The sequence below is a fragment of the uncultured Methanobrevibacter sp. genome (assembly GCF_947170395.1).
Classification (GTDB): Archaea; Methanobacteriota; Methanobacteria; order Methanobacteriales; family Methanobacteriaceae; genus Methanocatella.
In genome coordinates, this window is sequence record NZ_CAMVTE010000013.1 from 48861 (window position 1) to 63350 (window position 14490).

Below are 14490 nucleotides of genomic sequence, written 5' to 3' on the forward strand. Positions count from 1 at the left end.
TAATAAACAATGGCATTCAATTTAATATCAACATTTCTAATTGCAATAGCGCTGGCAATGGATGCATTCAGTGTATCTATGACGAAGGGTTTTACGCAGAAAAATCTCACCGCTTCACAAATCTTATTTTACGGTTTATTTTTCGGTGGGTTTCAGGCTTTCATGCCCATTTTAGGATACTTCTTTGGCAATTTCATATCAGCATTCATCGCATCACTTGCTTCAGTTGTTGGATTTGTTCTTCTTTTGGCCATCGGACTTAACATGATTCGTGAAAGTCTGGGCGATGATGATGAAATCACTGATAATTTTTCCTTTAAGGAAGTCACACTTTTGGCTGTTGCAACAAGCATTGACGCATTTGCGGTTGGAATTACAATAGCTTTAATAAAAGATCCGATTTGGATATCTGCTCTAATTATAGGCATTGTGGCGTTTGCATTCAGCATTGCAGGAATATTCATCGGCAAAAAAATAGGCGATTACGTCGGAAACAGATTCCAGATATTGGGTGGAGTCATTCTGATACTAATCGGAATTAAAATTCTTTTAGGATTATAAAAAAAGTTGTTGTTCACCGGCTTGCGCCAGTGAATGAATTAAAGTTTTTTATTTTTTTCTGATTTTTCTTACAATATAATATGACGCATATGCCACAGCTGCAACAACAATTGCCACTATAACAAAGCTGACCATAGTAAGGAAATTGAATGAACCCAGGGTCTTTTGGCTGTCAAATGTGATGTTTCCCAAACTTGTGTAGTTGGGAGCAATCGGAATGTCCCCAGCTTGGATTACATTTCCTGTGAAATTGACGTTGTCTGCAAGGTCTCCTGTAGTCATTCCCCAGTAGGAGCCGTCATCGTTTGAAAGATAGACATTTGTTACGTTCTTATCGCCTTCGCAGGTAAACTCAAAAGTTGTAACGTCCCTTCTTGTAAGACCGAACCCATCGGAAATTGCCAGTCTGTTCATGGTTGCGATTTTATCGGTTGCATTGGCAAGAACATCACCGGATCTGAAGTAAGTGTATCTGTTCGGAATTGAAATGTAGTCATTCGGCTCCAGTTTTCCTGTAAAGTGGGTGGTTGCTGTTGCAATACCGTAGTTTCCGTTAGGCGCCTTGATGACAACGTGGCCCAGTTTGTATGCTGCCTTGATTTCCTGAATCTGTTCCAGGCCGTCTTCCGGAATGCTGTTGTCGTCTGTAATCATTCCTGCTGTGATGTTTTCAATCTTTTCATTGTCAACACCGTCATCGATTCCGCCGTAACCGATTACCCAGCCATCACTGGTAATGATTACCTGGCAGAAATAACCTCCGGATGTCTTATACTGTTTGATGGCTTCCTTTCCGTGCCAATCGATTTTTTCTATATAGATGTCAGCATAGTTTTCTGCATCTCTTCTAAATGACATTATACTGTTGTTTCCCTCCAACTGCAATACAACAGAACAACATCCTGTCATGTCTGATTCATTGTTATTTTCTATTATGCTTTGTATGTCATGGATATTCTGTTGTGAGGATGTTGCGCTTACAGCTATTAGGGAAGAAAACAATACTATTATGCCTAATATTAATATACTCTTTTTAAAATTCATAAAATCCTCTTAAATAACCAAATTTTAATAAAAAAGATAACTAACGTTATACTAATATATTGCTTTAATTTACTATATAAAGTATTGTATTTTTCAGATTTCCGTAAAATAGACATGCTAAAATTATGGGTTTGTTTAAAATTTTTGTCCTGAAATTGCTGTTTTTGCAAGTGTTTAAATATTGCGGTTAATACCATCTGTTGTGCAGGTCTGTAAAATTGCTTTGAGTATGTAAAATTGTTCCCACATAAAAGTGCTTAATTTAAATAATAAGACAAACTAACACTTTATTTAGGAAATTAAGTAATTTCAAATCATTTTGAGGTAAATATTGTTCTAAGCGTGTAAAAAAGATGATTGAAATGTTGGAAAAATCACAAATTATAGATATATTGAATGATCTTGAGATGGAAGAGGAAATTGAAATACTCTATGCCTGCGAAGCCGGAAGCAGGATATGGGGATTTGCAGGCGAAGAATCGGATTATGACGTCAGATTCATATACAAAAAAGCCAATGCAAGGGATTATCTCTCACTGAAAGATGACCGAGGAGTCATTGAACTTGCAGGTGACGGGATTGATATAGTCGGATGGGACATTAAAAAGGCATTGAAGATGCATTTCAAAAGCAATCCCCAGTTAAGGGAGTGGCTGATTTCACCTGAAGTCTACATTGACAATGGAGTTGAAGGGATTTTTGATGATTTGGGAGGATTTGATACAAATATCCTGAAAAATCATTATTTAAATGTGGCACTAAAGCATTGGAAGAGATATTCAGGTCTTGAATTTGGTAATGTTAAAATCAAAAAGTATCTATATGTAATACGTTCTATACTGTCATGGAATCTGCTGAATAGCAGAATAGATCCTCCACTCAGCATTCAGGATTTGTTGGATAATCCCCATTGTGAGGTCAGTTCAGACATTAACGAAGCAATATTTAATCTGATAGAATATATTCAATATGGCTCTAAATTCAGTGAACAGACAATTTTTAAATTGAATAATTTTATCCTGAATTCACTTAATAGCATGAATAAAGTTAAAAGTGAATCTGTAAAAGACATTGATATGTATGATGAAAGGTTTAGGCTTTTGATGTACAGGTGATGACATGATTGATTTTGATAAAATTGCTGAAATAACATTCTTGGTTATGGACCAAAATCAGGTATTGATTTTTGACAATGGCATGATAGTTGATAGAAATAATCTGGGCGAATTCATAAATTACCAGTTTGATGCATAAAAATAACGTATTTGAATTTAACCATATATATGGTGCATAGTAAATTTAGGAACTTTTTATTTTTCGTTTGATGTTAAAAATATCTGGAGCCTATGATGCTATAAAAATATTAAATAAGCACAAAAATAGATTATATAATATGAATATATATGATAATAAACGAAATGAATTAATCGGAAAAATCTTATTTTTACTAAGCATTATAATTTCGGCAGTAATGATATGTATAATTTTCAAAATGCCATTTTTGGAACATGATGAATGGTTTACAAAAGGAATTATACAATTGTCATTCAAGCAAATGGTTAGCATTACCGCAATTGATGTCCATCCGCCGTTATTTTACATAATCTTAAAGATACCTATGAAAATTTTGGCTATGCTGAATATCAGTTATGATCTTGTAACCCTAATGAAATTCATGTCTGTTTTACCCTTGTTTATTTTATTTGTAATTGGAGCAACAAAGATCCGCAGGGATTACGGATGGCTGACAGCCGGATTTTTTACTTTTACACTGGTGTCTATGGCAAGTTTTTTTAGGGTATTTCTAATAGCAAGGATGTACAGCTGGGCAATACTGTTTTTGGTCTTATGTTTTTTATGCGTATGTAACATTTTAAAAGAATCTGATTACAAGTCATGGATTTTACTTACAGTATTTTCTGTTTTAGGAGCGTATACTCATTATTTTACTGCAATATCTATAGTTTTAATATATCTGATATTGTTTGTAAATATTCTCTTTAACAAAAATCTGGGATTTGACAAGAAAGAGGATTTGAAAAAATGGTTTGTTTGCGTTGTTTTAGGAATCATAATGTATGTACCTTGGCTAGTTAGTCTTTTTGGACAATTAAAAAGTGTTCACAAAAGTCATTGGCTTCCAAGTGTTGACATCAATCTGGTAATTACTTCACTGTCATCAGTATTTACCAATAATCTGGAGCTATTTTTGTTAAATGTAGTATGTGCTATAGTCATATTGGCTGTAACAGTGTTAGTTTTAAGTAAATATCTAAAATCACCTTCTAAAAAGAATTTTTATCTGCTTATGGGTATGTCCGTGTTTATTACTACATTAGCATTGGCTATTGTGATATCATTGGTATTTAAACCTATAATTTTGGAGAGGTATTTTGTTCCTTCAATAGCACTTGTTTGGCTAAGCATTTCAATATTGATGTCTGAAATTGATTTCAAGAAGTTAGCATTGCCTATTATAATTGTTGTACTGCTATTTGGTGCTTATAATATTATGGATGAGATTTCTGTAATAGATGAAAATTACAATAAAACACTAGAGACTTATGAATTTTTGGACAGTATTGATAACAACAATTCAATAGTTATTATTGATGGTATGCAGAAATATATGAGATTTGACAATGAAATTAACAATGCCACCAAATTTTATGCATATCAGATGAATAATGAAACACATAAATCGCCTTACATCAAACTGCTTAAAATTAAAGATAAGAAGTTTAATATTCCTGATGATATAAATTCAAGCGGCGGTAAAGATATTTATCTTTTGGTAGATGGAAGTCGGAAATTAAACAATACTGATGTGGAATTTGACAGACTATTCAATATTCACAGTTCCACGTTCTATAAAATCAAAACAAAATCTGTTTAATCCGGAATTTGTTTTTCCGGTTTAAATTTTTATTTTATTTTTTTTTAAATTTTATAAAAATTAATAAATTTTATAAAAAATACCTATTTTTAAGGGTTATTTAATAATAAAAAAGTATAATATCCTCTAAATTTATTTTATTTATTCTTATAATTTGTTATATTATATTTAACTGTTAAATTAATGGTTATATCATTATTAAATGATGTAAATTGATTTTTTTTAGTAAAATTCTTGTTAGTGTGATATTACTATAGTCGGAAAAGTATTTCCGTATATTATCCATAAATATGTATTAATGTATATAATAGTTATAGTAGTATTTTATCTATTATAACTATTAATATTATAATTATATATTTGAGTATTATAGTAATATTACCACTAATTGTATTATTAGATAAATCCATATTTACAGTTATACAGATAATTTATATTTAACTTATTTCTGTAAATACAGAAACATATATTAATACATATTTTACTATTTATACTCAAGTAATATTAAGAAAATGCTATAAATCAACTGCTACATATATATCAAGCTAGTGATTTTTGCTATTTTCTTCAATAATTACGATTTTTTTATAAATTTTCATGAAATTTATTAATTTTTATCTTTAATTTTAAATTTTATAAATCTTACAATTTGATAAGAAATGAAAGATAAAATTCCCACAAACACAACAAATGAAATTATGATAATCCAGTAGATTAATTTGCCGAATGGGTTGGTATCGTCAATGAATGATATTGAACCAAGCTTTTTGTAGTCAGGAGCGATTGGAATGTCTTCTCCTTTTGTTAAAGTGTCATTGAAGTACACGTTATCAATATAAATGGAATTGTCAACACCTACAAGTGATCCGTCTTCATTTGCAACATAAATGTCTGTAGTATTATTGTTTTCGTTAATGTTAATGTCATATGCAATAATTTCTCTTCTGTCAAGTCCATACTTGTCGGATTGGGATAATTCCATCATTACTGAGATGTTATCGTTATTGTCAAGAGAAATATCGTTTGCTCTGGAATATGCATAATCATTAGGTATTGATATGTATCTTCCAGGATACAATTGGCCAGTTTTAATCTTATCTACTGTAGCAAATCCATAATTGCCGTTAGGAGCCTTGATTACTACATGTCCTTTACCATAAGGCTTTTTGATTTCCTGTATTTCGGCCAATGCACTTTCTGAGATGGTGTAATTGTCATTAATCATTGTGGCAACTATTTCTTCAGCCTTTTGGTTGTCTACGCCATCATCTGTTCCACCCAATCCGATGACCCATCCGTCACTGGTAACAATAACATGGCAGAAATACTCTCCATCAGTCTTATATTGCTTGATTGCCTGTTTTCCGTACCAATCTACTTTTTCAATATGAACGTCAGCATCATAGTCAGAATCACGCCTGTAGGACATTAAAGTGTCGTTTCCAACAAGTTGAAGAATTATTGAACAGCAGCCAAAAGAGTCAGTTTCATTATTGTTTTGTGCCATTACAAAAGCATTGTCAGTGTTTTGATAATTAATTGCATAATATGCGCCAAATAATGAAATGACAATTAAAAAAATAAACAATATAAAAATATTCCTCTTAAAATTCATATAAATCAATAATAAACTTGTAATATTATTATATTGGATAATATGATATTTAAATTGAATTATTTTTATATCAAATGAGAAATTCAGCGATTAAATCTCATGTTGTTGGCCCTTAATTTCTGTTTCATTTGCTCACGGTCAATGTGGATATATTTGTCTGTTGTCTGTGAGTTGGAATGACCTGCAATTGACTGGACCTCAGCAACAGTGAGGATTTCAGCATAATGGGACAGTGCGGTGTGTCTTAGAATGTGAACACTGACATTTTTGCCGTAATTTACAGGACAGTCAATGCCTTCACTTTCTATTCTCCTGTCACATTCATGAGCATATTTCTTTACAATATCCTGAACTCCACGCTTTCCTATTCTATTTCCTTTGATGTTGGTAAATAGCTCTTCACGAGTTACCTCTTCAGCAGCTTTATTTCTCTGAATTACTGGTCTGTAAACGTTGTTGGTGTTTTTTCTAAGTTTTGTGATGCGGTCTTCCATCATCTCATTTAAACTTACAAGAGTATCAAAGGTTATAAAAGTAGTTCTGTCCTTAAGCTCACCTTTTGTAGTCTCTGCACGTAAATTGACATCAATGAATTCATTGTGGTCTTCAGGAAGTTCATAAAATCCTCTCTCATCCAAAGGGACCTGAATGTCAGTCTTATTTAACAGGACAAGTTCCTTAAGCCTCATGCCAGAATCAATGAATGTCCTGCAAATCGCATAATCTCTTCTGTTTCCGCTTTCCTGGATTGTATCTAAAAAGAAATCGCTTTGCTGCCAAGTCAGACTAATCTTTTCAATTCTTTTTTTGGCAGTTTCAGGATCTTCTGCCTTAACTTCAATAATATCCTTCATTTTAATTGGATCGTGCTGGATTTCTTCCTGAACATCTTCTGAGTTGATGAATTCCAATATGTTCATCATGTATGTTTTGACTGTGGTTCTTTTGTTTCCACGTTGTTTTAAACAGTGTCTACGGTAATGTCTTAATTGTTTTTTGACATTTGTACTGTTCAATTCATCTATTCCTTCAGATTCCAGATATTCAATGAATTTGGATATATTGAATGTTTGTTTTTTGATGGTTTCTTCAGTTAAGTTTTTTACCTCTTGCTTTTCTTCTAAGTATTCATCTAGGTAGTCTGTTAGCTCATCAACTTCTATCATAAGCTTTTCCATCTCCTAAAATTTTATACCTAACCCTTGTTATACTATTGATTTTATTAGTATATAAAGACTTCGTATCTTTTCTTTTTTAGTGTATATTATTACATAAAATATACGTTCTCTTTATATATTAAATTTGGATAATTTGGAGTTTTTTTGAGAATTGTTGAAAGTGCAGTAGGACACCTACATCAAGTGGTTGAAATATGGTGATTTCGTTAAATTTTGGATTTATAATAAAAATTTTTACAAAAGTAATAAAATAATTTTGAAATATTTATCAACATATAGGAACTAAAATTTTGTCAAAAAATTTTTCTTCTGAAAAGGAGGTGAACTGCATGATGAAGTACATATTTTTTGTGGTTTTCTACACTATATATTTGTGGTTTTTCATACTATATTTTTGTGGTTTTTTACAGTATATATTTGTGCTTTTTCATTTAATCATTTTCTTAGTAAGTCTGGATAGCAATTTCAAAACAAACAGGAAAAATATTGAAAGAATCCTACAGTATTATGGAGTTCAAAAATCCAGAGTTCATTATATGCAGGGGATTTGAACGATAATGAAAAAAAGAATGGAGTGAAAAATCTCAAAAATATAACTAAATAAGTTAATGGCTACAAAATGTTGCCGCTTCAATTACATAAAACCGAACAATTCACAAGGGATGTAAATGAGGTTATCTTTTTTAACAATATTCGGATATGTATTTGAGATAATTACTCCATGTGGGGATTGATATTTGCTGATTGCCCTTTTAATTTGGCTTTTATCTTTATCGCCCCAACTTACCTCAATCGGAATAGGTTTTTCCATTCCTCTTTGAACAATGAAATCAACATTTTTTTCACTATTCCTATTGGCATCATCATAATATATTTTATAGGAAGTGATGTTTCTGTTATCCAAATTATGAAAGCTTGATGCCACATAAGTTTCAAAGAGCTTTCCCATATATGCTGTTTCATCTTCAAGTATTGCAGCTCCCATGTCTAAAGAGAGATTATGTTTTAAACTGGATGTCGCAAAAAAATATTCATTTGGCTTGGTTGTTCTTTTAACTGATGAAGTAAATGGTTCAATATGGAAAATTAATTGTGTTTTTTCAAGGATATCCAAAACTTTACTGACTAACAGCTTTTTTGCATCAAAAATATTTGAAAGAGAACCTTTAGAAACTTCACCAGGATTCTGGAAAGCAAAGTAATTCAGAATCTGAAAGGCAAGATCCTGTGTACCATTGTTGATGCCTCCAATATTGTTCATATCAGTTGTCACAACTTTTTCAACCATATTGACAATTTTTTTTGTTATTTCACTGTTATTTTGATAAAATGATGATGGAAAACCCCCATATAGTAAGAAATTATTCCATTCGGAAACATCATAGTTTGTGAAATTTAAATAAATATTAATCATTTCCTTATCCGCATCTGCATTATTTTGTATTTTTCCATCAAAAATTAAATTAGTAATGGAATTAGAAATAATATTTTTAAAATTGCCATATTTTAATTTTAAATGTTCGCTATAGGATAAAGGATAAACAGGAATATTCAATAATCTTCTTGCAGCATCAGGATTAGATGAAAGTTTTAATGCAGATGACCCGCTGAAAATCATGAAAATATTTTTAGTTCCGTCATATATTAATTTTCCATTTAATGCCCATTGTTTATCGTATTGGGCTTCATCAATTAAAATGAATAATGGTTGAGATATGGTTTCAAGGATTGAATTGTGAAATGTCTCGCAATAGTAGTTGACTACATCAAAAATATCTGCATTTCCTGTTCTTTTTAATCGGTCACATGAAAAATATAAAATATTTTGAGCTTTTATATTTTTTTCTAAAATAAGATGCTCATATATCTGATATAATAATGTTGTTTTTCCAACATCACGCAAACCAGGTAAAACAAGAAATCTATTTAAATTTTCCCCTGCTAGGAAATTATTAATGTATTTAATAATAGTCTCATAATCAGAACGTTTATTAAATTTTCTGTTTTTATGGGTTAGCTCCTGATTTACTTTAATTGGCATTGTTAAGATTTGATTTTTAATATATGTCTTTTGTAAATCATTCATTGTACTTTCCTCCTGACTATTATATATATTAATAGTCATTTATATATACTAGTATTTTCAATCATATTAGTTATTTATATATACTAGTATTTTTAATCATACTAGTTATTAATCTAAACAAGATTTATTCTCAAAATCATTTCTTTTGCTAATAAATTGTTATTATTAAACCTATTTAATTAATATTGTACTTATCTTATTTAAGTTAATTCCAATTGTAATTACTTTAAAAAATTGTTATGACCTTGTTAAATTGATTTAATTAAAACATAGAATTTAGAGTTAATTGTTAAATAAATAAAGTTTTTAATGTAGGTTTACTAAAGAACAAATCGTTTTTTCTCGCATTGCCTCAATAATTTAAAAATAGGCCTTATAATCTTAATAATGAAGATAATACATATTCAAGTTGTAGAAATCTGATGATAATATTGTGAAATTAAAGTTATTATAAATTTAAAAATTTTATATAGTCTCGATGATAAATATTAATCACGATGAAGAAAATCAACAAGATTCTAATTGCTGCGGTTATTATACTCATTGTTTTTGCAGCAATAACAACTTTTACACAAGATAATGTTCAAACTTTAGATGAATATACAACAATTATCGGAAACAATTCCAACGGTACAGTCTATAAAATAACCTGCGGAAACAACTCATCCACCGATACCGCAATTGTAATACTGGGAGTCCACAGTCTTGAAAGCGGAATTCACAATGCAACCAATGAAACAATAATGAAGTTCACAAAAAACGACACCCTTAACAGAAAATACATAGTTTACTTCATTAAGCTCAATTTCAAGGACAGCGGAATGAACACAAGCGATTATGATACCAACAGACATATGGGAGAACTTTTGGCCAATGAATATGTTGTTCCGGATATCGAGAAATATGATCCTTATGTTGTCGTTGACGTTCATGAAATGGAAAACTATTGGGACAAGCAGAGATATGTTGGTGTTGTTGACAATAAGTCAACCACTACTATGGAGTATGCCGATAAAATAAGTGAATATACAGGTTTTCCAGTATATACCGTTAATGCGGGCACTTCACCGAAATGGGTAACTATTCCTATCGCCAAAAAGAACCATAATGTGATTTTATTTGAAACTGCCCAGGCCGACAATCAGGCAAACAAAACACAAACAGCAATAGATCTGGTAAGGGCAATCGACAGTTTGACTGTTTATTGAATGGGTGGTTTTTTACCAATCATTCAGCTCATGATAGGTCATGTTTGCATTGAGTGGTGTTAGGGACGGTCTTTTTTCTACAATCAGCGCATATCCGTCACTACCTTCTGGATATTGCTTAACTAAATCAGAGACAATCATAATCAAATCATCACTATTTTGATTTTCATCCAATGGATAGTTGAATATTTCCTCTTTTTCCTTGTCGGTATTGTCGATTACTTTTTTATCAAGCATCTTATGTGCCAAATGGGTTATTTTAACGTCTTCGCAGTCATAATTTGAAGGCACATTAAGATTAAAAAGATTTACTCCCTCAGGAAATCCTTCACTTTTTATTTTCAATACCAAATCATGCAAAACCTTTTTTGCTAAAGTGAAATCATAATCAACATACCATTCGCCATTTTCATCCTGTTTAAATGCGGTTTTAGGGTCTACAAACAGAGAAACAGCAATTGCAGGAATGTCTAGGCTTACCGCTTCAAGGGCAGCACATACTGTTCCTGATGAAGTGATGTCACAGCTTATGTTAACGCCCTGGTTTATGCCGCAAATGACAAGATCAGGCTTTTCATCCATTACATAATTTGTGCCCACAACGACACAATCTGCAGGGCTTCCTGAAACGGAATAAGCCATGCTTTCATCTTCAAGTTCATATGGACTAATTTTTAAATGTTTAAATAGTGTCAGTCTGCGGCCTACGCTACTGTTGTTCTCACGGGGAGCCACAACGGTAACGTTTGCTATATCCTCAACAGCCTGTTTTGCTGCTAAAAGTCCGGGTGCGAAAACACCGTCATCATTGGAAATTAAAATATTCATAACTACAAAACCCAGAAAAGTTTTTATTAATAGTATATTAGTCATATTTTAAATATTCATCGAAGAGAATGTAAAAATAATATTTCAATTTGAGAATTTTTAAACGGTTCTAGTTTTAAAAAAAGAAATAATGATTAATTTTGGTTTAAAAATTAATCAACTGAATCCAATATGTCGGACAATTGGAGTATGACCTGTTCGAATTTGACTCCATAAGTATGGCTTTCATCTCCGATTGTCTTTTCAATGGCCATTTTAGTAAATTCACCTGCTATTTTAGCAGCTTGAGCAGGTGTCTTTCCAATCATGGTTGACCCGACAAATGATGATGCAAATACATCACCGGTTCCGTGGGACACATAGTCTATTCTGTCATTGTAGACAATTTCGCATGTGGATTTCAGTTTGTCGAGAACAATCATTCCCAATTTGCCTTTTTCGTTTGTATCTCCTTTAAGGATTACGTATCTTTTTGTATATTCGGCCAGTTCATTTGCCATTTCCAGCATTTCTTCTCTGCTGAATTCCTCTTTCCATGGCTTATGCAATATATAGCATGCTTCTGTAGTGTTTGGAAGAATGAAATCTCCCAATTTGCACAGTTCACCCATTGCATCTGCAAATTCCTGGTCAAATCCATTGTAGAATTCACCATGGTCAGCCATGGCCGGATCAACAAATACAAGCCCGTCATCTTTTAACCTTGATGCGATAATGTCCTTGATGTAGTCAAGTTGTTCTATTGATGCGATAAAACCTGTGTATATTGCATCGAATGTAATTTCCTCTTTTTCCCAGTGCTTTCTGATTTCTGGCAAATCTTCTGTTAAGTCTCTAACGGTAAAGTCTGTGAAACCTGAAGTATGTGTGGATAAAACAGCAGATGGAAGGATAGCTGTTTCAATTCCGAAAGCAGATACTATAGGTAGTGCTACTGTAATTGAGCACTGTCCAAAACAGGATATATCCTGAATAGTCAATATTTTTGTAGTTTCACTCATTTTTTCAACCTGTAAATTTTTATTTTAATATATTATTTTAAATATTTTTTAATTTTTTGATTAATCCCTTCAGATTTAAATATATAGCACGTGTTATAAATAGTTTTCAGTTAATCATTTCAAAGCCTTTACACATATCCAGCTTGCATCATCGCCTGTAAATGAATCCTTTGACTGTTTAATATGACATGTTACTTGTCTAAAGTCGGCTTCTTGCAAATAATCTTCCAATTGCTCTTTTGAATATATATTCATGTCTAGCAATTCAATAAGTTCTTGCTGGCGTGTATCCCTTTCGATTGGAAGGGCTTCATTGGCTATGAAAAATATTCCCCCATCCTTTAAAACCCGTCGGACTTCACGCAAGTCATTGACAAAATCCGGCCAAAAGTATACTGTTTCAAATGCTGTTACAATATCGAAACTACCATCTTCAAATGGCAAATCGCAAACGGAACCCTCAATTATTTCACATCTCCCATTTTCGACAGACTCACGATTCAGGTCTTTTGATCTTTCAACAGCAAGGCTTGAGTAATCAATGCCATATACCTTTTCATCAGTCATTTCAAGAAACCTCCTGACATTAACTCCGCCGCCACATCCTATATCCAGAATAATGTCGCTTTGAGATATATCGAGATGGCTCACGCTCCACTTTGCAAGCCCTTCGTGATTTTCATTCATGTGGTCAATGAGTTCGCCGCCAAGTTTTCCTTCAGGTTTTCTTGCATTAAGCAATAACTTGTCATTTAGATATTTTTCTTCTTTTGCCATATCAATCATATATTTTGTCTTTTGTTAAATAAGATTTTCAGGCTGTGCAATCACTATTATAATATGAAATACTTGCACAATAATTCGGCATGCTTATCAAATAATATTAATATAATAAATCATTAATTGAATCAAATTAATAAACATGATATTTTTGATATGTTCAAATTTATTCATATATATTAGATTATATATTTTCTTAAAGTAAGTAATTCAGAAATCAAACAATGTCTTTTGAGTAATCTTTTTAATTTTCAAATCATCACTGCAATAGAAATTGCTCTTCAAATCTTCAACAATCCCATTATAATCCTTACAGTTGAGAATGTCCTTGAGATATCTGTATCCGATGTATTTGGAAACGATTATCTTTTCAAAATTAAATGAATCCCATATATAGAAATAGGCTGAAATGATTCTGTTCCTGCCTATTTTATTATTTAAAAACAATAGGCTATTGTAAGTTTCCAAAGAAAGACCGCCATGGTTTTTCAAATCATCGATTTTCCAGACTGGGTTTAGATTGATGCAGAAATTTTTCAATACATATTCAAGCATTCCCTTGCAATTCTTCTTGTCATGATAAAGTTCAGCCATTATATGGTTATTCCATGTATACATCCTGTGGTTTTCATCTTCAGATGCTCTTTTTAAATGTTGTTTGATGTATTCAATAGGAATCTTTTCCTCTTTTTTTCTGAAATTATCCATATAATATTCATTGAATTCACTAAAATAGTAATGATTTGAAAGATATTTGTCAAAAATCCTGATTCGTCTTTTCTTATTTTTGTAGAAAACCCTGGACTTTGAGGATAAATAATAGTCATTGCCCAAAAGTTTGTTTTCAAGGATTCTCTTTTCTATCCTGTCCCTTTTTCCGGATGTTTTAAGGCCATGTTTTTTTAAAATCTTTTTCAATGCCTTTGTGTTGTACTTTTTAAGCTGACTAGCAAACTCTTTTTTGCCCACTTTATTTAAAAGGTATTTGTTTTCAACAAGATAATCCATCAGAAAGTCTTCAGATAAACCGTATTCATTACAAACTCCTCTAACGGCGCCATCAATACTTGCATCGCGCTTGTAAACTAGATAAATGAAATCAAATGTTGCCTGCATCATCGACAGGCCATAGCCCTCAGGGGCATTGTCGCCGTATTTTAGAGAAATCTTTCCAGTTTCAAAATCCATCATAACAATAATTACTATCTGGCTCATAATTTTTAAACTTGGCGATATTAGGCCACGTTGAAATCCTATGATTTTTTCAGTTGAAATTGCACATCGATGATTTTA

13 protein-coding genes are annotated in these 14490 nt (G+C 31.8%); 5 read left to right on the forward strand and 8 right to left on the reverse strand.

The annotated features are described in order from the left end of the window. The first annotated feature begins 9 nt into the window (after positions 1–9). A complete protein-coding gene (locus Q0W04_RS05110; RefSeq protein WP_298501012.1) occupies positions 10–561 on the forward strand; it encodes a manganese efflux pump MntP family protein in 552 nt (183 codons plus the stop codon). 48 nt (positions 562–609) lie between these two features. Here Q0W04_RS05110 and Q0W04_RS05115 read toward each other — a convergent pair whose 3' ends face one another. Beyond that, positions 610–1605 (reverse strand): hypothetical protein, encoded by a 996-nt coding sequence (locus Q0W04_RS05115; RefSeq protein ID WP_298501014.1) that lies wholly within the window; start codon positions 1603–1605, stop codon positions 610–612. Positions 1606–1967: 362 nt separating this feature from the next. Here Q0W04_RS05115 and Q0W04_RS05120 point away from each other — a divergent pair, with 362 nt between their 5' ends. From Q0W04_RS05120 to Q0W04_RS05130, 3 genes are all read left to right on the forward strand, one after another. Continuing rightward, the gene (locus tag Q0W04_RS05120; RefSeq protein ID WP_298501016.1) at positions 1968–2720 is read left to right on the forward strand and encodes a DNA polymerase beta superfamily protein; all 753 of its coding nucleotides are present in this window, start codon (positions 1968–1970) and stop codon (positions 2718–2720) included. Between the two features lie 4 nt (positions 2721–2724). After that, positions 2725–2859, forward strand: coding sequence for a hypothetical protein (locus Q0W04_RS05125; protein ID WP_298501018.1), 135 nt, complete (start codon positions 2725–2727; stop codon positions 2857–2859). Positions 2860–3097: 238 nt separating this feature from the next. Further along, on the forward strand, positions 3098–4501 hold the full coding sequence (locus tag Q0W04_RS05130) for a hypothetical protein (RefSeq protein ID WP_298501020.1): 1404 nt from the start codon (positions 3098–3100) through the stop codon (positions 4499–4501). Positions 4502–5108: 607 nt separating this feature from the next. Here the strand turns inward: Q0W04_RS05130 and Q0W04_RS05135 are convergent. From Q0W04_RS05135 to Q0W04_RS05145, 3 genes are all read right to left on the reverse strand, one after another. Beyond that, the gene (locus Q0W04_RS05135; protein ID WP_298501022.1) at positions 5109–6116 is read right to left on the reverse strand and encodes a hypothetical protein; all 1008 of its coding nucleotides are present in this window, start codon (positions 6114–6116) and stop codon (positions 5109–5111) included. Between the two features lie 83 nt (positions 6117–6199). Continuing rightward, entirely contained in the window at positions 6200–7282 is a 1083-nt protein-coding gene (locus Q0W04_RS05140) for a tyrosine-type recombinase/integrase (RefSeq protein WP_298501024.1), read from the reverse strand. 646 nt (positions 7283–7928) lie between these two features. Continuing rightward, on the reverse strand, positions 7929–9380 hold the full coding sequence (locus Q0W04_RS05145; RefSeq protein ID WP_298501026.1) for an ATP-binding protein: 1452 nt from the start codon (positions 9378–9380) through the stop codon (positions 7929–7931). Positions 9381–9877: 497 nt separating this feature from the next. On the opposite strand from Q0W04_RS05145, the gene Q0W04_RS05150 reads away from it, so the two are divergent. Continuing rightward, positions 9878–10588, forward strand: a complete 711-nt coding sequence (locus Q0W04_RS05150; protein ID WP_298501028.1) for a hypothetical protein — start codon at positions 9878–9880, stop codon at positions 10586–10588. 12 nt (positions 10589–10600) lie between these two features. On the opposite strand, the gene surE is transcribed toward Q0W04_RS05150, so the two are convergent. The 4 genes from surE to Q0W04_RS05170 form a co-directional block, all read right to left on the reverse strand. Further along, on the reverse strand, positions 10601–11416 hold the full coding sequence (surE, locus tag Q0W04_RS05155) for a 5'/3'-nucleotidase SurE (protein ID WP_298501030.1): 816 nt from the start codon (positions 11414–11416) through the stop codon (positions 10601–10603). A 152-nt stretch (positions 11417–11568) separates the two neighbouring features. Beyond that, positions 11569–12417, reverse strand: coding sequence for a pyridoxamine kinase (locus tag Q0W04_RS05160; protein WP_298501031.1), 849 nt, complete (start codon positions 12415–12417; stop codon positions 11569–11571). A gap of 114 nt (positions 12418–12531) precedes the next feature. Continuing rightward, positions 12532–13194, reverse strand: coding sequence for a class I SAM-dependent methyltransferase (locus Q0W04_RS05165; RefSeq protein WP_298501032.1), 663 nt, complete (start codon positions 13192–13194; stop codon positions 12532–12534). 213 nt (positions 13195–13407) lie between these two features. Then, entirely contained in the window at positions 13408–14385 is a 978-nt protein-coding gene (locus tag Q0W04_RS05170) for an SAP domain-containing protein (RefSeq protein ID WP_298501033.1), read from the reverse strand. Between the last annotated feature and the right edge of the window lie 105 nt (positions 14386–14490).